Here is an 18,294-nt window from a genome sequence, read left to right as displayed (position 1 = left end):
TCAGCCCTCGCGCATCGGGATCCGCACCCCGCGTTCAGCCGCGACGTCGGCAGCACGGTCGTAGCCGGCGTCGACGTGGCGGATGACGCCCATGGCGGGGTCGTTGGACAGCACGCGGGCGATCTTCTCGCCGGCCAGCGCGCTGCCGTCGGCGACGGTCACCTGGCCGGCGTGGATGGACCGGCCCATGCCGACGCCGCCACCGTGGTGGATGGACACCCAGCTGGCCCCGGACGCGGTGTTGACCAGCGCGTTCAGCAGCGGCCAGTCGGCGATGGCGTCGGAGCCGTCGGCCATGGCCTCGGTCTCGCGGTACGGCGAGGCGACGGAGCCGGCGTCGAGGTGATCGCGGCCGATGACGACCGGCGCGGACAGCTCCCCCGACGCGACCATGTCGTTGAACCGCAGGCCGGCGCGATCGCGTTCGCCGTAGCCGAGCCAGCAGATGCGCGCCGGCAGCCCCTGGAAGTGCACCTTCTCGCCGGCCAGGCGGATCCACCGGGCCAGCGGCTCGTTGTCGGGGAACAGCTCGAGGATGGCGCGGTCGGTGGCGGCGATGTCGGCCGGGTCGCCGGACAGCGCGGCCCACCGGAACGGCCCCTTGCCCTCGCAGAACAGCGGCCGGATGTAGGCGGGCACGAAGCCGGGGAACGCGAACGCGCGCTCGTACCCGGCCAGCTGCGCCTCGCCGCGGATCGAGTTGCCGTAGTCGAACACCTCGGCGCCGCCGTCGAGGAATCCGACCATCGCCTGGACGTGGGCGGCCATGGACTCGCGGGCGCGGGTGGTGAAGCCGGCCGGGTCCTTGGTCCGCTCGGCGCCCCAGTCCTCGAACGCCACCCCGAGCGGCAGGTAGGCGAGCGGGTCGTGCGCGGACGTCTGGTCGGTGACGATGTCGATCTCGGCGCCGTGGCGCAGCAGACCCGGGACGATCTCGGCGGCGTTGCCGAGGACGCCGATCGAGAGGGCACGGCGGCCCCGGCGCGCATCGTCGGCCAGCCGCAGCGCGTCGTCGACGCTGGCCGCCTGGACGTCGAGGTAGCCGTGCTCGATGCGCCGGGTGATGCGCGACGGGTCGCACTCGACCACCAGCGCCACGCCGCCGTTCATCGTCACCGCCAGCGGCTGCGCGCCGCCCATGCCGCCGAGCCCGGCGGTGAGCGTGACGGTGCCGGCCAGCGAGCCGCCGAACCGCTTCTCAGCGACCGCGGCGAACGTCTCGTAGGTGCCCTGCAGGATCCCTTGTGTGCCGATGTAGATCCAGGAGCCGGCGGTCATCTGCCCGTACATCGTCAGGCCGAGCGCCTCGAGCCGGCGGAACTCCTCCCAGTTGGCCCAGTCGCCGACCAGGTTCGAGTTGGCGATCAGCACCCGCGGCGCCCACTCGTGCGTCCGCATGACGCCGACCGGCCGGCCGGACTGCACCAGCATGGTCTCGTCGCCGGCCAGCGTCGTCAGCGTGCGCACCAGCGCGTCGAACGACGGCCAGTCGCGGGCGGCCTTGCCGGTGCCGCCGTAGACGACCAGCTCGTCGGGGTGCTCGGCCACCTCGGGGTCGAGGTTGTTCTGCAGCATCCGCAGGGCGGCCTCCTGCGGCCAGCCCTGCGCGGTGAGCTGGGTCCCTCGCGGGGCGCGGACGGGTCGGGGTCCGGACGTCATCGGCAGCACCTCCGCCGCCGATCATTTCACGCCGTCGGACCAGGCCGGGGCGGGCACCACGCGGCCGGGAAAGGATCCCGAGGCCGGTGCGGGTCGCCCGGCGACCGGGCCGGCCGCGCGGGCCCATCGGCAGTGCGAGCTACCGAAACCTCAGGTTCGCAGAACAATACGGCGATCGCAAGATCGGCCTTTACCGCAGCCCGCCGACGGCACCGGCCGCGGCCTGGACGACGGCGCCGTCGCGCACCAGGCCGAGCACCGCCTCGATCTCCGGGGCGAGGTGGCGGTCCGGGCCGGGCCCGGCGACCTGCTGACGGACGAGGTCGCGGACGGCGCCGGTACCGGGCGCCGGGGCGAGCGGCGCGCGCAGGTCCAGGGCGCGGGCCGCCGTCAGCAGCTCCACCGCGAGCACCCGGGCGACGCCGTCGACGGCGCGGCGCAGCTTGCGGGCGGCCGACCAGCCCATCGAGACGTGGTCCTCCTGCATGGCGCTGGACGGGATGGAGTCGACCGAGGCGGGGACGGCCAGCCGCTTCAGCTCCGACACGATGCCGGCCTGGGTGTACTGGGCGATCATGTGGCCGGAGTCGACGCCGGGGTCGTCGGCGAGGAACGGCGGCAGCCCGGAGCTGCGGGCGACGTCGAGGAAGCGGTCGGTGCGCCGCTCGCTGATCGACGCCAGGTCGGCCGCCGCGATGGCGAGGAAGTCGAGCACGTACGCGACCGGCGCGCCGTGGAAGTTGCCGTTGGACTCCACGCGCCCGTCCTCGGTGACGACGGGGTTGTCGACGGCCGCGGCCAGCTCGCGCCCCGCCACGAGCGACGCGTGGTCGACGGTGTCGCGGACGGCGCCGTGCACCTGCGGCGAGCAGCGCAGCGAGTAGGCGTCCTGGACGCGGGTGCAGTCGGGCCCGCGGTGGCTGGCGACGACCTCGGAGCCGGCCAGCAGCGCGCGCAGGTTGGCCGCCGACTCCCGCTGGCCGGGGTGCGGCCGCAGCGCCTGCAGGTCGTCGGCGAACACGCGGTCGGTGCCGAGCAGCGCCTCGACGCTCATCGCGGCGGCGACGTCGGCCACCCGGAGCAGCCCGGCCAGGTCGTGCAGCGCCAGCACCAGCATGCCGAGCATGCCGTCGGTGCCGTTGATCAGCGCCAGGCCCTCCTTCTCGGCCAGCGCGACCGGCTCGATGCCGGCCGCCGCCAGCGCGGCCGAGGCGTCGACGAGAGCGCCGGACGCGTCGCGCACCGGCCCCTCGCCCATCAGCGCCAGCGCGCAGTGCGCCAGTGGCGCGAGGTCGCCGGAGCAGCCGAGGCTGCCGTACTCGTGCACGACCGGCGTGATGCCGGCGTCCAGCAGCCGCGCGTACGTCGCCGCCGTCGCAGGCCGGACGCCGGTGCGCCCGGTGGCCAGCGTCGACAGCCGCAGCAGCATGAGCGCGCGGACCACCTCGCGCTCGACCTCAGGGCCGGACCCGGCGGCGTGGCTGCGGATCAGGCTGCGCTGCAGCGCGGCCCGCTTGTCCGCCGGGATGTGCTTGGTGGCCAGCGCACCGAACCCCGTCGACACCCCGTAGTACGGCAGGTCGGCGACCGCCAGCTGCTCGATCACCTCGCGGCTGCGCGCGACCGCCGCCTGCGCGTCGGCGCCCAGCTCGACGCCGGCGCCGTCGCGCGCCACCGCCACGACCTCGTCGAAGGACACCGGGCCGGTGCCCAGGAGGACCCGCTGCTTCACCCTGTATCCCCTTCTCCGTTGTGGGACTCATCGCTGATTTGAGACCCTGCGGTCGGCTACGAGTCGTCCAGTCATTGTGGGACACGAGCTCAGACGCCGCCGAAGCGGCGCTCGAGCAGGGCGTTGAGCAGCGCGGCCGCGGTGACGGCGTCATCGACGGTGACGACGGTGCGGGCGCCGTCGGTGCGCTCGACCAGCAGCGCCTCGCCGCCGCGCAGCACGTACCCCCGGGCGCCTCTGAGCGGGCCGACCGCGGAGACGCGGTAGCCCCAGCCGCCGAAGTCGCGGACCGGGCGGACGGTGACGGTGCTCGCCCGCGCGATGCGGTCCAGCGACGTGTGCAGGCGCGGCCGGCCGAACCGGCCGCGGACCCGCAGCCCGCGCTCGTCGACCGTCACCGTGATGGAGAACATCGCCGCGGCGAGCAACGCCAGGACCACGCTCAGCCCCAGCACCCACCACTGCCGGCCGACGATCCCGATGGCCGCGGTGACGCCGACGTCAGCGATGAGGACGACCGCGGGCACGCCGCCGGTCGCGGCTGACCGGGTCCAGACCACGCGCTCGCCGGCGCCGACGTCCAGGTGCGGCGCCGTGGTGGCGCCGGGCGGCAGCGGACCGAGCGGCCGGGCGCCCGGCGACCACCGGGGCACCAGCACGGCCGCGAGGACCGCGACGACGACACCGGCGGCCAGCGCGCCGGCCAGGACGGCGCCGGGCAGCTCGACGCCCGTGGCGTCGCCCAGCCCGCGCTGCCGCTCGGTCAGCAGCACGACGAGCGCCGTGACGAACGCCGTCGTGCCGGCCGTCGTGGCGGCGACCACCCGGGTGATGGTGGCGTCGGCCCGGACCGCGAGCACCAGCGCCAGCCCGAGGACGGCGAACCCGGCGGCGAACCCGCCGATCAGCCAGGCCACCGCCGACACGGAGCTGAAGCCGTCGGCCGTCCCGTCGATGCCCCAGTGGCTGGCCACCCGGGCCGGCAGGTCGTCGCGCCAGCTCAGCACCAGCGCGACACCCACCGCGCCGATCGCGATCGGCAGCCCGGCGCCGGCCAGCACCGCCCGTGCCAGGACGCCACCGCCCGGGCCACCCGTCGTCTGCTCCGTCATGAGAACTCCCTCCGGATCAATGCGGTGAGCTCGTCGGCGCCCAGCCCCAGCCGGCGCGCCTCGGCGACGACGCCGGCGACCGCCTCGCGCAGCCGCGCCAGGCCGCTCGCGCCGGCCTCGGTGACCACCGCGCCACGACCTCGGCGCAGCTCGACGAGCCCTTCGTCCCGCAGCAGCTGGTAGCCGTGCAGGACCGTGTGGACGTTCAGCCCGAGCGACTCGGCCAGCTCACGCGCGCTGGGCAGCCGTTCGCCGGCCGTCAGCTCGCCGCGCGCGATGGCGCCGCGGACCGCTCCGGCCAGTTGGGCAAACAGCGGCTCGGCGGACGCCGGGTCGAGTCGGATGAGCATTCTTCGATTGTATTGTTCTAGCTCTAATAGAACAAGTTAAGCGGCGCCCGGGTGCGATACGGTCGGGCTCATGACGGAGATCCCCACGCCGCCCGTGGCGAAGCAGGTCCCCTCTGAGCGGGCCGTCCACGGCGACACCGTCGCCGACGAGTACGCCTGGCTGAAGGACCGCGACGACCCCGACACCGTCGCCTACCTCGAGGCCGAGAACGCCTACACGCAGGCGGCGACTGCGCACACGAAGGCGCTGCAGGACGAGATCTTCGACGAGATCAAGAGCCGCACGCTCGAGACCGACCTCTCGGTGCCGGTGCGCCACCACGGCTGGTGGTACTACACCCGCACGCTCGAGGGCAGCCAGTACCCGATCCACTGCCGCTCGCTGACCGAGCCGGCGCTGCCCGCCGACCCGGCCGAGCCGATCGTCGCGCCCGCCGACGAGGTGGTGCTGCTGGACCAGAACGAGCTGGCCGGCGACTCCCCGTACTTCGCGCTCGGCACGTTCGACGTCAGCCCCGACGGCCGGCTGCTGGCGTACTCCACCGACTTCGACGGCGGCGAGAAGTACACGCTGCGGTTCAAGGACCTCGAGACCGGCGCCGTCCTGGCCGACGAGGTGCCCGGCACCTATTACGGCTCGGCGTGGGCGGCCGACGGCAGCGCGCTGTTCTACACGACCGTCGACGACGCCATGCGGCCGTACCGCGTGTGGCGGCACCTGCTGGGCACCGAGGCCGCCGCCGACGTCGTCGTGCACGAGGAGAACGACGAGCGGTTCTTCGCCGGCGTCGGGCTGACCCGCAGCGAGCAGTACGTCGTCATCGAGCTGGGCAGCCAGATCACCAGCGAGACGTGGGTGCTGCCAGCCACCGACCCGCAGGGCGAGTTCCGCGTCGTCCAGCCACGCGAGCAGGGCGTCGAGTACTCCCTCGACCACACCGGCGACTCCTTCTACATCGTGCACAACAAGGACGCCGTCGACTTCGAGCTGGTCGTCGCGCCGGCCGACGCGCCCGGGCGGGAGAACTGGCGGCCGGTGCTGCCGCACACCCCCGGCGTCCGCGTGACCGGCGTCGACGCGTTCGCCGGCCACCTCGTCGTCTCGATGCGCCGCGACGGCCGCACCGAGCTGCACCTCCTGCCGCTGGCCGACGGCGCCGGCGTCGGGCCGGGCCGCGACCTCGAGTTCGACGAGCCGGTGCGCACCGTCCGCCCGGGCGGCAACCCTGAGTTCGACACGACGGTGTTCCGGCTCGGCTACGCGTCGCTCACCACGCCCAGCTCGGTCTACGACTACGACGTCGTGGGCGGGGCGTTGACGCTGCGCAAGCGCCAGCCGGTCCTCGGCGGCGTCGACCTCTCCGCCTACGAGTCGGTGCGCGAGTGGGCCACCGCGTCCGACGGCACCCGCATCCCGATCTCGCTGGTCAAGCGGCGCGACACCCCGCGCGACGCCAGCGCGCCGTGCGTCCTGTACGGCTACGGCGCCTACGAGGCGTCGATGGACCCGTGGTTCTCGATCGCCCGGCTGTCGCTGCTGGACCGCGGCTACGTGTTCGCCATCGCGCACGTCCGCGGCGGCGGTGAGCTGGGCCGGCGCTGGTACGAGGACGGCAAGCTGCTGCACAAGCGGCACACGTTCACCGACTTCGTCGCCGCCGGCGAGCACCTGGTCTCCGCCGGCTGGACGTCAAGCGACCGGCTGGCCGGGCGGGGCGGCAGCGCCGGCGGCCTGCTCATCGGCGCCGTCGCCAACCTTGCCGACGGCACGTTCGCCACGCTGGTGGGCGAGGTGCCGTTCGTCGACGCCCTCAACACGATCCTCGACCCCACGATGCCGCTCACCGTCGTCGAGTGGGAGGAGTGGGGCAACCCGGTCGAGTCGGCCGAGGTGTACGCCTACATGAAGTCGTACTCGCCCTACGAGAACGTCGCGGCCCGGGCCTACCCCGCCATCCTGGCGACGGCCGGACTCAACGATCCGCGGGTCGGCTACCACGAGCCGGCGAAGTGGGTGGCCCGGCTGCGCACGACCGCGAACGGCGACCGTCCGCTGCTGCTCAAGACCGAGATGGGCGCGGGCCACGGCGGGCCGTCCGGCCGGTACGACGCCTGGCGCGACGAGGCCTTCATGCTGGCGTTCATCATCGACACCACGAAGCCGCCGAACCTCGCATAACTCGCCTTCTGGACGTTCGTGACCTGCGCGAACGCCCCGCATACGCGCGTCCCGATCGGGTAAGCCGCTGTCATACGGCGAGAAACCAGGGAGGGACCATGAAGGGCAAACTGATCCTTCTTGCCGGCGCCGCGGTCGGGTACGTCCTCGGCACACGGGCCGGGCGGCAGCGCTACGAGCAGCTCAAGGGCCGCGCCGACGCGATGTGGCACGACCCCAAGGTGCAGCAGAAGGTCGCCGACGCGCAGCAGGCCGTGCGCGACCGTGCGCCGGAGCTCCAGGAGAAGCTCACCGACGCCGCCTCGCGCGCCACCGACAAGGTGCGGACGACGGTGCAGCGGCACGACACCGACGCGGACGTCCCGGAGGTGAGCGCCCATGGCCGCAACGGACACAACCCGCCAGGATGACCCCTCCGTCGCAGAGCTGGTCCGCCAGTTCTCGGCACAGACGTCGCACCTGATCCGCGACGAGATGCGGCTGGCCCAGGCGGAGATGTCGCAGAAGGCGCGGCACGCCGGCATCGGGCTCGGCCTGTTCGGCGGCGCGGGGCTGCTCGCGTTCTTCGGGACCGGTGCGCTGGTGACGGCCGCCATCGCGGCGCTGGCGCTGACCAGCCTGGACGTGTGGGCCGCGGCGCTGATCGTCGCCGCCGCCTTGTTCGCGCTGGCCGGTGTGGCCGCGCTGCTCGGACGCGGCGAGACGAAGCAGGCCTCGCCCACGCCCGAACGCACCGTCGAGAACGTCAAACGCGACGTCGAGGAGCTCAAGGAAGGCAGGAACCGATGAGCACCACGATGAAGAACACCAGGACGACCGGCGAGCCGCCGCAGGGCGCGAAGCCGGAGGACATCGAGAAGCACATCGAGCGCACCCGCGCCGACCTCGGCGACACGGTGGAGGCGCTCCAGCACAAGCTCGACGTGCGCAGCCAGGCGCGCGAGCGGATGGCCGCCATGCGCGACCGCGCCGGCTCCATGGCCACCTCGGTCAAGGCGCAGGCCACCCGTCCGGCCACGATGATCGCCGCCGGCGCGACCGTGGTCGTGGGCGGAGTGGTCGGCGCGGTCGCCTGGAAGCGCCGCCACTAGGGGGCGACGTTCGATGACGCCAGGCGAGGCGGCGCCGTCCGGTCCGACGAAGCTCACCCGGCCGTCCTGGACCTACCTCGCCAGGCGCTCGGTGCGCGAGTTCGTCCGCGACGAGTGCCCGGACCTGGCGGCGGCGCTGACCTACTACTCGATGCTGTCGCTGTTCCCGGCGCTCGTGGCGCTGGCGTCGCTGCCGGCGCTGGTCGGGCAGGACAGCCAGCGCACGACAGACGAGCTGGTGGGCATCGTCCAGGACATCGCGCCGTCGCTGGTGACGTCGGACCTCGAGGGTCCGATCAACCAGCTCACCAATGCCCCGGGCGCCGGCCCGGCGCTGGTCATCGGTCTGCTGGCCGCGCTGTGGTCGGCGTCCGGCTACGTCGGCGCCTTCGGCCGGGCGATGAACCGCATCTACGACGTCGAGGAGGGGCGGCCGTTCTGGAAGCTGCGGCCGCAGCAGCTGGCCCTCACCCTGCTGACGATGCTCCTGGTACTGGCGGCCGCCGTGCTGCTGGTGGTCAGCGGGCCGGTGGCCCGCGCGATCGGTGACGCGATCGGGGTCGGTGCGACCGCCGTGACGGTGTGGAACATCGCCAAGTGGCCGGTGCTCGTGCTCGTCATCGTGATGATCGTGGCGATGCTCTACTGGGGCACCCCCAACGTGCGCCGGCCGAAGTTCCGGTGGGTCAGCGCGGGCGCCCTCATCGCGATCGTCGTGTGGGCGATCGGCTCGGCCGGGTTCGGGCTCTACGTGGCGAACTTCGGCAGCTACAACCGCACGTACGGATCGCTGGCCGGCGTGATCATCTTCCTGCTGTGGCTCTGGCTGACGAACCTGGCGCTGCTGTTCGGCGCCGAGTTCGACGCCGAGACCGAACGGGCCCGGGAGTTGCAGGCGGGGCTGCCGGCCGAGGAGGCGATCCAGCTGCGTCCGCGCGACACCCGCAAGATCGAGAAGGACGCCGCGAAACAGGCGACGCTGGTGCGGCGGGGCCTCCGGCTGCGGCAGTCCCGCGGCGACAGCACCGAGCTGCCGGAGCAGCGCGGCTGAGCACTTGTGGCCGGGTGGTGCCGCGGTGGGGGTTCAGATGGCCCGGGCGCGGGCCCGGCTGGCGCCGGCGCGGGCTTCGAGCCGGCGGGCCAGGCGGTCGAGCAGCCCGGCGGCCAGCTCGAGCCGGCGGGCACGGCGTGCGCGGCGGGCGACGCCGGCGGCGACGGCCTCCTGCTGCAGCTCCGCGGCGCGGACGCGATGCAGGGTGTCGGTGTAGGGCTCGAACGACATGGTGGCCTCCTCTCAGGTGGTGCGGTGCAGGCGGATGGAGCCGCTGACCGTGGAGACGGACAGCAGCAGGGCGCGGTCGGTCTCGGCCGGGGCGTCGGCGTGGTCGAGGTCGGAGTGGATCGACCCGGAGATCGACGAGACCTCGAGGTTGGCGGCGGTGCCGGCGACGATGCCGACGGACACGTTGCCGCTGGCGGTACGCGCCCGCAGCTCGCCCTCGACGGCCCGGTGGGCGGTGATGTCGCCCGACGCGGTCTTGAGCTCGACCCGGCCGTCGACGGTGGCGACGCGGAGGTCGCCGGACGCGGCGGAGATGCGGCCGCTGCTGAGCGGCTGCTCGATCTCGATGGTGCCGGACCCGGACTCGAGCTCGACGGTGCCGCCGGCGGTGCCGAACCGAATGGACCCGGAGCCGGTGCGGACTCTGGCCCCGGCGGACTCGGTGACGTAGACGTCGCCGCTGCCGGTGGTGAGCTGCAGCTCGTCGCAGGTGTCGACGGCGATGTCGCCGGAGCCGCACTTGGCGGTGACGTCGGCGAAGCGGCCGTCGAGGCGGATGTCGCCGGAGCCTGACTCGGCGGCGACGGTGCTGCCGGTGGGCACGGTGACGGCGATGTCGACCGACGCGGACCGGCCCACGATCGACATCGTGCGCGGGACCTCGATGCGAAGCGCGCCGGGCCGGTGGTCGACCTCGGTGCGCTGGGCGACGTCGTCGCCGTCAGGGCCAGCCGGTCGCAGCTCGACCAGGACCTCGGTGGTGTCGGTGGCGGTGACGACGAGGTCGCCGGAGCGCTGGCCGACGGACAGGCTGATCGGCGCGTCGGCGGGGAAGCGGTGCGTGATGATGTCGGACACGGCGGTCTCCTGGGTTCGAACGGTCAGGGGGTCAGCGGACCCAGCCGGACAGGTTCCGGCCGATGGTGATGCGGGTGGACGAGCGCTGCGGCTCGAGGGTCTGCAGCACCGCGCGGATCAGCCACGCGTTGACGGACATCCCCTCGGCGGCGGCCGCCTCCTCGACCCGGACCTTGAGCGTCTCGGGCAGCCGGAGCGACACGCGCGACGTGCCTTCGTCCTCGGGCGGCAGCGGCGGCACCGGCGGAGTGGGCGGCTGGGGCGGCTGCGGCGGGCCGGCGACGGTCTCGGTGGCGACCATCTCGGGGTCGCCCCCACGCAGCCGGACCTCGACGACGACGCCGTCGAGCTGTGTGGTGATCTCAGCCGCCGCGTCGCCCAGCGCCTCGAGCAGCGTCAGGCGCAGCGACGGCTCGACGGCGTACGACAGCCGCTCGGCCGCACTGCGGACGTCGTCAGCGGCGGCCTGCCCGGCCGCGGCCAGCGAGCCGCGCAACGCTTCGACGTACTGAGTGAGCTCCATGACGCCATGATGGCGTCATCGTGGCGTCACGTCAAGCGCCATCATGCCGTCACCGTGCCGCCGCGCTGGCGTCAACCGGCGTCACGCCTGGCCAGACCGCACGGACGAGCCCTTTGCAATGAGCACCTACACGCACCACCGGGCGGGATGGTGCGTATAGGTGCTCATTGCAAAGGCGGACGAGCGTGCGCCTCACGGCGTCACGACGTCACCGTGGCGTCAGGAGCCGCGCTGCACCGCGGCGAGCAGCAGCTGGGCGACGTCGAGGACCTCGACGCCTTCGCCGCGGCCGTCGGCTTGGGCCTCGGTGAGGCCGTCGGAGAGCATGACCCGGCAGAACGGGCAGCCCACGGCGATGGCCTCGGCGCCGGTCTCCAGCGCCTCGGCGGTGCGGGCGCTGTTGATGCGGGTGCCGATGCGCTCTTCCATCCACATGCGGGCGCCCCCGGCGCCGCAGCAGAACGAGTTCTGCTGGTTGCGCGGCATCTCGCGCAGTTCCACCCCGGGCAGCGCGCCGACCAGCTCGCGTGGCGGCGTGTAGACCTGGTTGTGCCGGCCCAGGTAGCAGGGGTCGTGGTAGGTCACCGGCCGCCCCGCGACGGTGCCGCCGGCGGGCGCGACCGGGGTCAGCTTCTGCTCACGGACCAGCCGGTTCAGCAGCTGGGTGTGGTGCACGACCTCGAGGGTGAGCCCGAGCTGGGCGTACTCGTTCTTGATCGTGTTGAAGCAGTGCGCGCAGCTGGACACGACCCGTACGGCCTTCGACTCGCGCAGCACGTCGATGTTCTGCAGCGCCAGCTGCTGGTACAGGAACTCGTTGCCCGACCGGCGGGCCGGGTCGCCGGTGCAGGTCTCGCCGTCGCCGAGCACCGCGAACGAGACTCCGGCGGTGTGCAGGAGTTCCGCGACCGCTTGGGTGGTCTTCTTCGCCCGGTCCTCGAACGCGCCGGCGCAGCCGACCCAGAACAGCCACTCGACCTCGTCCAGCGACTGGACCTCGACCCCGACCCGCGGCACCTGGAACGACAGCCCGTCGGCCCAGTCCAGCCGCTTGGACGCGTTGACGCCCCACGGGTTGCCGGCCTTCTCCAGGTTCTTGAACAGCCCGTTCAGCTCCGACGGGAACTCGGACTCGATGAGCGTCTGGTAGCGGCGCAGGTCGAGGATGTGGTCGACGTGCTCGATGTCGACCGGGCACTGCTCGACGCACGCGCCGCAGGTGGTGCACGACCACAGCACGTCCGGGTCGATGACGCCGCCACCGTCCACCGGGCCGACCAGCGGCCGGTCCGCCTCCGCCCGCGCGGACTCGTCCTCGGTCAGCAGGTAGGGGGCCTTGGCGTAGGCGTGGTCGCGCAGCGCGGTCACGAACAGCTTCGGCGACAGCGGCTTCTCGGTGTTCCACGCCGGGCACTGCGACTGGCAGCGGCCGCACTCGGTACACGTCGAGAAGTCGAGCAGACCCTTCCAGGAGAAGTCCTCGACCTTCCCCACACCCAGCGACGCGTCGTCGGGGAGGTCGTCGAGCGCCTCGAAGTCCACCGGCTCACCGGCGACGGTGAGCGGCTTGGCCGCGCCCAGCGCCGGGCCGCCCTCGGGGTCGCGCTTGAACCAGATGTTGAAGAACGCCAGCCCCCGATGCCACGCCACACCCATGGTCAGGTTCCACGCGATGACGGTGAAGAACAGCCACGACACGGTGATCTTCACCGCCGCGACCACGTGCACCGCCAACTCGACATCGCCCGTCGCGACCCCGTCGAACCAGGACCCGATGAACGCCGTCATCGGGAAGTGCAGCACGTCACCGAAGAGCCGGTACTCCAGCCCGCGCAGCACCAGGATGCTCACCGCGATGGTCGCGATGGTGAACTCCACGTAGTACGCCTGCCAGAACGTCGACCCGAAGAACCGCGACCCGCGGCCCAGCCGGCGCGGGTGCGACTTCTGCCTGATGACCGTCAGCGTCGCGATGCCGGCCAGCGTCAGCCACGAGATCGCCTCGGTGCCCCACTCGAACGGAATCCAGTGCCCGATCAACGGCAGCGCGAAGTACGCGTCGAACAGCTGCCCGTACGCCGTGACCAGCGTGAAGAACAGCGCGAAGAACCCGATCATCACGAACCAGTGGGCCGCGGCCACCACCGGCCGCTTGGCCATCCTCGTGTGCCCGAGGAACTCGCGCACCAGCGTGCGGGTGCGGGCCGACGGGTTCAGCTTGCGGCCCGGCGCCGGCCCGCCGAGCCGGATCACCCGCACCATCCGCACGACGGCGTCGGTGAACACCACCAACGCCAGCACCGTCACCCCGAGGGCGACGACTACCGCGACGTACTGCATGAGGGCTCGGCCTCCTTGCCGGTCGAACGGGTCTCCCGGCTCATATTACTCACGAGTAACCATTAGGCGCCGTCGACCCGCGTCCGATGGAAGTTCAGGTACGACCGGCTGGGCGTCGGGCCGCGCTGTCCCTGGTAGCGCGAGCCGTGCCGCTGGGACCCGTACGGTTCCTCGGCCGGCGACGACAGCTGGAAGAAGCACAGCTGGCCGATCTTCATGCCCGGCCAGAGCTTGATCGGCAGCGTCGCGACGTTCGACAGCTCGAGCGTGACGTGCCCGGTGAAGCCGGGGTCGATGAACCCGGCGGTCGAGTGGGTCAGCAGACCCAGCCGGCCCAGGCTCGACTTGCCCTCCAGCCGGGCCGCGACGTCGTCGCCGAGCGTCACCGTCTCGTACGTCGACGCCAGCACGAACTCACCCGGGTGCAGCACGAACGGCTCGCCGCCGTGGGGCTCGACCATGCGGGTGAGGTCGGGCTGCTCCTCGGCCGGGTCGATGTGCGGGTAGCGGTGGTTCTCGAACACGCGGAAGTACCGGTCGAGGCGGACGTCGATGCTCGACGGCTGGACCATCTCAGGGTCGAACGGGTCGAGCGCGACCCGCTTCGACTCGACGGCGGCGCGGATGTCGCGGTCGGAGAGCAGCATGTGGGGACACTACCGAACGCGCTCAGCCGTCCGGGGCCTGACGGCGGTAGGCCAGCGGCGCGCGCCAGCCCTGCCGGACGGCGAGGGCGCGCAGGGCGAACGTCACGACGCTGGCCGCGACGCCCGTCCATACCGACAGCGCGTCCACCCACCACAGCAGGGCCGTCGCGGCGGCGCCGGCCATCGCGGGCAGCGCGTAGATGTCGTCGTAGCGGAACAGCGACGGCACCTCGCGCGCCACGACGTCGCGCAGCAGGCCGCCGCCGACGGCGGACGTCACGCCCAGTAGCGCCGCCGACACCGCCGGCACGCCCGCGGCCAGCGCCTTCTCCGTCCCCGAGACGCAGAACAGGCCGAGTCCGGCGGCGTCGAACAGCAGCAGGGTGCGCCTGAACCGCGGGACGTGCGGGTAGTAGAGGTAGACGACGCCGGCGGCGAGCACCACGGGCGCCAGGTAGATCGGGTGCTCCAGCGCCGACGGCCGGACCCCGATGATGAGGTCCCGGATGACGCCGCCGCCCAGCCCCGTCATGCCGGCCAGCAACGCGCTGGCGACGACGTCGAACCCCTTGCGCGCCGCCAGCAGCGCGCCGGTGACCGCGAAGAAGAACACTCCGACGAGGTCGAGCACGAGCTGGGTCCGTTCCGGGAAGATCTCCACGGGACCAGCATCGGGCCTGCGACGCCACTGAGCGCGCCGCGCCGACCGTGTCGGCGTGACGCGCTCAGGGTGCGGCCGCGGCGGCCACCTCGGCGCTCAGAGGCTGTGAGCGGAGATGTCACCGGTGATGGTGGTCGCGTGGATGTTCAGCTCGGCCACGCCGTCGGTGTTGCGCAGCGAGTTGCTGATGCGGCCGATCGTGGTGCCCGCGTCCAGCGAGGCGGACACGCCGGCGGCGGCGCCGACCGTCACGTCGCCGACCTGGGTGCGCAGCACGACAGTGCCGCTCACGGCCTCGTCGACCTTGAGGTCGCCCTTGGAGGTGCTGAGCTCCCCCGGGCCGTTGAGGCGGCCGACGGAGACGTCACCGGCCTGCGTGGCGAGCCGGGCGCTCGCGGCCTCGTCGACCTTGACGTCGGCGGCCGCGCCCTCGAAGGTGACCTCGCCGAGCCGACCGACGCCGCGGAAGTCGGCGGCGGCCGTCTTCGCCTCGACGCGGGAACCGGCCGGCAGCTGCACCGTGACCTCGATGGAGCCGGAGCTGCCGAGGATCTGGTGCTTGGCCACGGCCTCGACGCGCAGGACGCCGTCGCTGTACTCGACGGTGGTCCGCTCGGCCAGCTTGACGTCGCGACTCTTCGAGGCGTCGACGGGGCGGACCTCGACGGTGGTGTCGGCCCGGTCGGCGGCGATGAACTGCACCCGCCCGGCGGGGATGTCGAGGACGGCGGTGATCGGGGTGGGGGTGTCGAACGTGTGCATCGTGCTCAGCTCCTGTGGTCGCGTGTTGTTGTTTCTGATGATGGAAACGCTACGTTGCGTTCGACGTTTTGGCAATCATGTCGTTGCACCGGAACGGCGTTATCGCAGGTAACTGCGGCCAAATCATTGCAATGGAGCAGATTTCAATGCAACATCCCACCGTGACGACGTTGCAATGGATGAGCGCTGAAGGCTACGCTGGAGGCATTCGAGACGCACGTGAGGAGACCACACGATGCCGGGAGGCAGGCTCACCCAGCGGGAACGCCAGCAGATCGCGCTGGGCCTGGCCGACGACCTCGCCTACGCGGAGATCGCACGGCGGCTCGACCGCCCCACGTCGACCATCACGCGCGAGGTCATGCGCAACGGCGGCCCCGCCGACTACCGCGCCGAGCTGGCCCATCGCGCCACCGAACGCCGCGCCCACCGGCGCCGGCCGGCCGCGCCCCGCGGGCCGCAGGCGCTCCCGCAGGCCCACGGGCGCGACGCCGAGGCCGTGCGGGAGTACGAGGAGACCTTCACCACCCTCCTCATGCAGCAGGGCTTGCCGCGCATCTCGGCCCAGGTGCTGACCTGCCTCTTCACCATCGACGCCGGCAGCCTCACCGCGGCCGAGCTGGTCCAGCGGCTCCAGGTCAGCCCGGCGTCGATCTCGAAGGCGATCACGTTCCTCGAGCACCAGGGCCTCGTGCTCCGCCGTCGCGACGAGGGCCGGCGCGAGCGCTACGTCGCCGACAACGAGGTCTGGTACCAATCCATGCTCGCCAGCGCCCGGACCAACATCCTGCTCGCCGAGACCGCACGGCAGGGCGTCGGCGTCCTGGGCCGCGGTACCCCGGCCGGCATCCGCCTCGAGAACATCGCCCGCTTCGTCGACTTCGTCGCCGAGAGCATCACCCGCGCCGCCGAGCAGGCCCGCGAGGTCCTCCACACGAAGGCCGCCCCGAGCTAGGGAGGGGGCCACCCAGGTGGAGGGGGCGGTGGATGCGGAGCCGGCGTCAAGAGCGCACGCGGCATGCTTCACCGCCGCGAAGCGGAGCCGGCGCAGCATCCACCGCCCCCTCCGCCGGACCCCACCGAACCCACAACGTCAGCCACTGCGCAACGCCGTGATCGGCTCGACCGCGGACGCGCGCCAGGCCGGGTACGCCCCCGCTACGAGCCCGATCAGGCCGCCGAGCAGCGGCGCCACCAGCGCGAGCCTGGTGTCCAGCAGCGGCGTCCAGTCGCGCACCACCGACACGCCGACCGTCGCCAGCACGCCGACGGTCGACCCGATCAGCCCACCGAGGAACCCGACGATCCCGCTCTCGATCAGGAACTGCCCGGCGACGTGCGACCGGCCCGCGCCGACCGCCCGCCGCAGCCCGATCTCGGACACCCGCTCCAGCACCGACAGCAGCGTGACGTTCGCGATGCCCAGTCCGCCGACCAGCAACGCCAGTCCGCCGAGCGCCAGGAACAGCCCGTTGACGTCGGCCGACACGTTGTCGCGCAGCGAGCCCGGCGCGGGCGGCGCGGACACGTCGAGCAGGTCGGGGTTGTTCGGGTCGACGGCGATCGGCGCCTGCCGGCCGATCAGCTGGGCGGCACCGAGATCGGTCCGGACCTCCAGCACCTCGGGCGCCTCCAGCCCGTACAGCTCCCGGGCGGTCGTCATCGGCATGATCACCGAGTCCTGCAGCTCTGACCGGTAGTCGACGGCGTCCAGGATCCCGATCACCGTGAACGCGCGGTCGCCGATGAAGATCGACGGCTGCGAGTCCACCCGGTTGATGCCGAGCCGGTCGGCGGCGTACCGGCCGAGGACGACGACGGCGTCGCCGCGCTCGTCGTGCCCCTCGTCGAAGAACCGGCCACCGGCGAGGTCCGCGCCGAGCGCCTCGAACAGGCCGGCCGACGCGGCCGCGACCGGCACGGTCTGCTCCTGCGTCCCGTACGGCACGCCGCGGACCGGGTCACCACCGACGTCGACGGTCGCGAAGATCCCGGCCGACGCGACGCCGGTCAGCCGCTTCATCCGCTCCGGCGCGTCCCACGGGAGCTGGGTCAGTGCGACCTCGCCGTCCGGCCCGTCGGTCTCCCCCGGCTCGACGGTGACCCTGGTGGCCGCGACGGCATCGAACCGGTCGGAGATCTGCCCGGCCGCGGTCTGACCGAGCCCGATCGTCGCCACCAGCGCCGCGATGCCCAGCACCGTGCCCAAGGTCGTCAGCGCCAGCCGCGACGGCCGGGCGGCCACCCCGGCGAGCGACTCGCCGAGCAGATCGCGCAACGTCATCCGGCGCCCGCCGCGGGTCAGCCGCTGTCGCGGCCGTCTCATGCGACCACCCCGGCCGCCGCGACGTCGGACATGCTGTGCTTCATGGTCACGTTCGCCTCCTCACTCGCTCCGCACCAGGCGCTCGTCCCTCGCGCCGACGGCTGCGCTCGCTTGTCGGCTCACCGTTCCGTCGACGATGCGGACCCGCCGCTGCGCCCGCGCGCTGACGCCGTCGTCGTGGGTGATGACGGCGAGCGTGAGGCCCTCGGCGTGCAGCTCGTCGAACAGGTCCAGCACCGACGCCGCGTTGCCCGAGTCGAGGTTGCCGGTCGGCTCGTCGGCCAGCAACAGGCTCGGCTGCGCGACCAGCGCCCGGGCGATGGCCACCCGCTGCCGCTCGCCGCCGGACAGCGTGATCGGGTCGAAGTCCAGCCGGTGCCCGAGCCCGACCCGTTCCAGCGTGGCCGTCGCGCGCGCCGTCCGGTCCCGCCGCGGCACCCGCAGGTAGATCATCGCCAGCTCGACGTTCTCCAGCACGCTGCGGTGCGGCAGCAGGTGGAAGGCCTGGAACACGAAGCCGATCCGCTCGCCACGCACCCGGGTGCGGCGCCGCTCGGACAGCGTGCTGACGTCGACGCCGTCCAGCCGGTAGACGCCGTGCGAGGGCCGGTCCAGCAGCCCGAGCAGGTGCAGCAGCGTCGACTTGCCCGATCCGGACGGCCCGATGATCGACAGGTACTCGCCCGACGCGATGGTGAGGTCGACGTCGCGGACGGCCTCGACGCGCGGCGGGCCGGGGTACACCCGGCCCACGCCGCTCATCTCGACCACC

The 18,294-nt window shown here is 72.8% G+C and carries 19 protein-coding genes; 6 read left to right on the top strand and 13 right to left on the bottom strand.

Going from position 1 to position 18,294, the window contains the following annotated elements; genetic code table 11:
* The 4 genes from hutU to BLV05_RS07050 form a co-directional block, all read right to left on the bottom strand.
* A complete protein-coding gene (gene hutU / locus BLV05_RS07065; RefSeq protein ID WP_046767969.1) occupies window positions 1-1,659 on the bottom strand; it encodes a urocanate hydratase in 1,659 nt (552 codons plus the stop codon).
* Window positions 1,660-1,849: 190 nt separating this feature from the next.
* Entirely contained in the window at window positions 1,850-3,391 is a 1,542-nt protein-coding gene (gene hutH / locus BLV05_RS07060) for a histidine ammonia-lyase (RefSeq protein ID WP_046767817.1), read from the bottom strand.
* An 89-nt stretch (window positions 3,392-3,480) separates the two neighbouring features.
* A complete protein-coding gene (locus tag BLV05_RS07055) occupies window positions 3,481-4,503 on the bottom strand; it encodes a DUF1648 domain-containing protein (protein WP_046767816.1) in 1,023 nt (340 codons plus the stop codon).
* Entirely contained in the window at window positions 4,500-4,853 is a 354-nt protein-coding gene (locus BLV05_RS07050; RefSeq protein ID WP_046767815.1) for a GntR family transcriptional regulator, read from the bottom strand. The genes BLV05_RS07055 and BLV05_RS07050 overlap by 4 nt, the downstream gene beginning before the upstream one ends.
* 70 nt (window positions 4,854-4,923) lie before the next feature.
* Here BLV05_RS07050 and BLV05_RS07045 point away from each other — a divergent pair, with 70 nt between their 5' ends.
* The 5 genes from BLV05_RS07045 (at window position 4,924) to BLV05_RS07025 (ending at window position 9,174) form a co-directional block, all read left to right on the top strand.
* A complete protein-coding gene (locus tag BLV05_RS07045) occupies window positions 4,924-7,032 on the top strand; it encodes a S9 family peptidase (RefSeq protein ID WP_046767814.1) in 2,109 nt (702 codons plus the stop codon).
* A gap of 98 nt (window positions 7,033-7,130) precedes the next feature.
* Complete coding sequence (locus BLV05_RS37570) at window positions 7,131-7,442, top strand: YtxH domain-containing protein (RefSeq protein WP_052762289.1); 312 nt, start codon at window positions 7,131-7,133, stop codon at window positions 7,440-7,442.
* Window positions 7,411-7,821 carry a phage holin family protein gene (locus BLV05_RS07035; RefSeq protein ID WP_046767813.1) on the top strand — a complete coding sequence of 137 codons (411 nt, stop codon included), beginning with the start codon at window positions 7,411-7,413 and terminating at the stop codon, window positions 7,819-7,821. Before BLV05_RS37570 ends, BLV05_RS07035 begins: the two co-directional genes overlap by 32 nt.
* Entirely contained in the window at window positions 7,818-8,123 is a 306-nt protein-coding gene (locus BLV05_RS07030) for a DUF3618 domain-containing protein (RefSeq protein ID WP_052762288.1), read from the top strand. Before BLV05_RS07035 ends, BLV05_RS07030 begins: the two co-directional genes overlap by 4 nt.
* A gap of 13 nt (window positions 8,124-8,136) precedes the next feature.
* On the top strand, window positions 8,137-9,174 hold the full coding sequence (locus BLV05_RS07025) for a YihY/virulence factor BrkB family protein (protein WP_046767812.1): 1,038 nt from the start codon (window positions 8,137-8,139) through the stop codon (window positions 9,172-9,174).
* Window positions 9,175-9,207: 33 nt separating this feature from the next.
* On the opposite strand, the gene BLV05_RS07020 is transcribed toward BLV05_RS07025, so the two are convergent.
* The 7 genes from BLV05_RS07020 to BLV05_RS06990 form a co-directional block, all read right to left on the bottom strand.
* Entirely contained in the window at window positions 9,208-9,405 is a 198-nt protein-coding gene (locus BLV05_RS07020; protein WP_046767811.1) for a hypothetical protein, read from the bottom strand.
* Window positions 9,406-9,417: 12 nt separating this feature from the next.
* Complete coding sequence (locus BLV05_RS07015) at window positions 9,418-10,263, bottom strand: DUF4097 family beta strand repeat-containing protein (protein ID WP_046767810.1); 846 nt, start codon at window positions 10,261-10,263, stop codon at window positions 9,418-9,420.
* A gap of 31 nt (window positions 10,264-10,294) precedes the next feature.
* Window positions 10,295-10,786, bottom strand: a complete 492-nt coding sequence (locus tag BLV05_RS07010) for a hypothetical protein (protein ID WP_046767809.1) — start codon at window positions 10,784-10,786, stop codon at window positions 10,295-10,297.
* A gap of 219 nt (window positions 10,787-11,005) precedes the next feature.
* Window positions 11,006-13,126, bottom strand: a complete 2,121-nt coding sequence (locus BLV05_RS07005) for a (Fe-S)-binding protein (protein ID WP_046767808.1) — start codon at window positions 13,124-13,126, stop codon at window positions 11,006-11,008.
* 62 nt (window positions 13,127-13,188) lie between these two features.
* A complete protein-coding gene (gene dcd, locus BLV05_RS07000; RefSeq protein ID WP_046767807.1) occupies window positions 13,189-13,773 on the bottom strand; it encodes a dCTP deaminase in 585 nt (194 codons plus the stop codon).
* Window positions 13,774-13,795: 22 nt separating this feature from the next.
* Entirely contained in the window at window positions 13,796-14,434 is a 639-nt protein-coding gene (locus BLV05_RS06995; RefSeq protein ID WP_197683562.1) for a trimeric intracellular cation channel family protein, read from the bottom strand.
* A 96-nt stretch (window positions 14,435-14,530) separates the two neighbouring features.
* Complete coding sequence (locus BLV05_RS06990) at window positions 14,531-15,196, bottom strand: DUF4097 family beta strand repeat-containing protein (protein ID WP_046767806.1); 666 nt, start codon at window positions 15,194-15,196, stop codon at window positions 14,531-14,533.
* 235 nt (window positions 15,197-15,431) lie between these two features.
* On the opposite strand from BLV05_RS06990, the gene BLV05_RS06985 reads away from it, so the two are divergent.
* Entirely contained in the window at window positions 15,432-16,151 is a 720-nt protein-coding gene (locus BLV05_RS06985) for a helix-turn-helix domain-containing protein (protein WP_046767805.1), read from the top strand.
* A gap of 138 nt (window positions 16,152-16,289) precedes the next feature.
* Here the strand turns inward: BLV05_RS06985 and BLV05_RS06980 are convergent, their stop codons facing one another.
* Entirely contained in the window at window positions 16,290-17,522 is a 1,233-nt protein-coding gene (locus BLV05_RS06980) for an ABC transporter permease (RefSeq protein ID WP_046767804.1), read from the bottom strand.
* A gap of 60 nt (window positions 17,523-17,582) precedes the next feature.
* A complete protein-coding gene (locus BLV05_RS06975; protein WP_046767965.1) occupies window positions 17,583-18,284 on the bottom strand; it encodes an ABC transporter ATP-binding protein in 702 nt (233 codons plus the stop codon).
* Window positions 18,285-18,294 lie beyond the last annotated feature (10 nt).

Source organism: Jiangella alkaliphila (assembly GCF_900105925.1).
GTDB lineage: Bacteria > Actinomycetota > Actinomycetes > Jiangellales > Jiangellaceae > Jiangella > Jiangella alkaliphila.
Note: the sequence above shows the minus strand (reverse complement) of the source record. Positions and strands in the feature narration are given on the sequence as shown.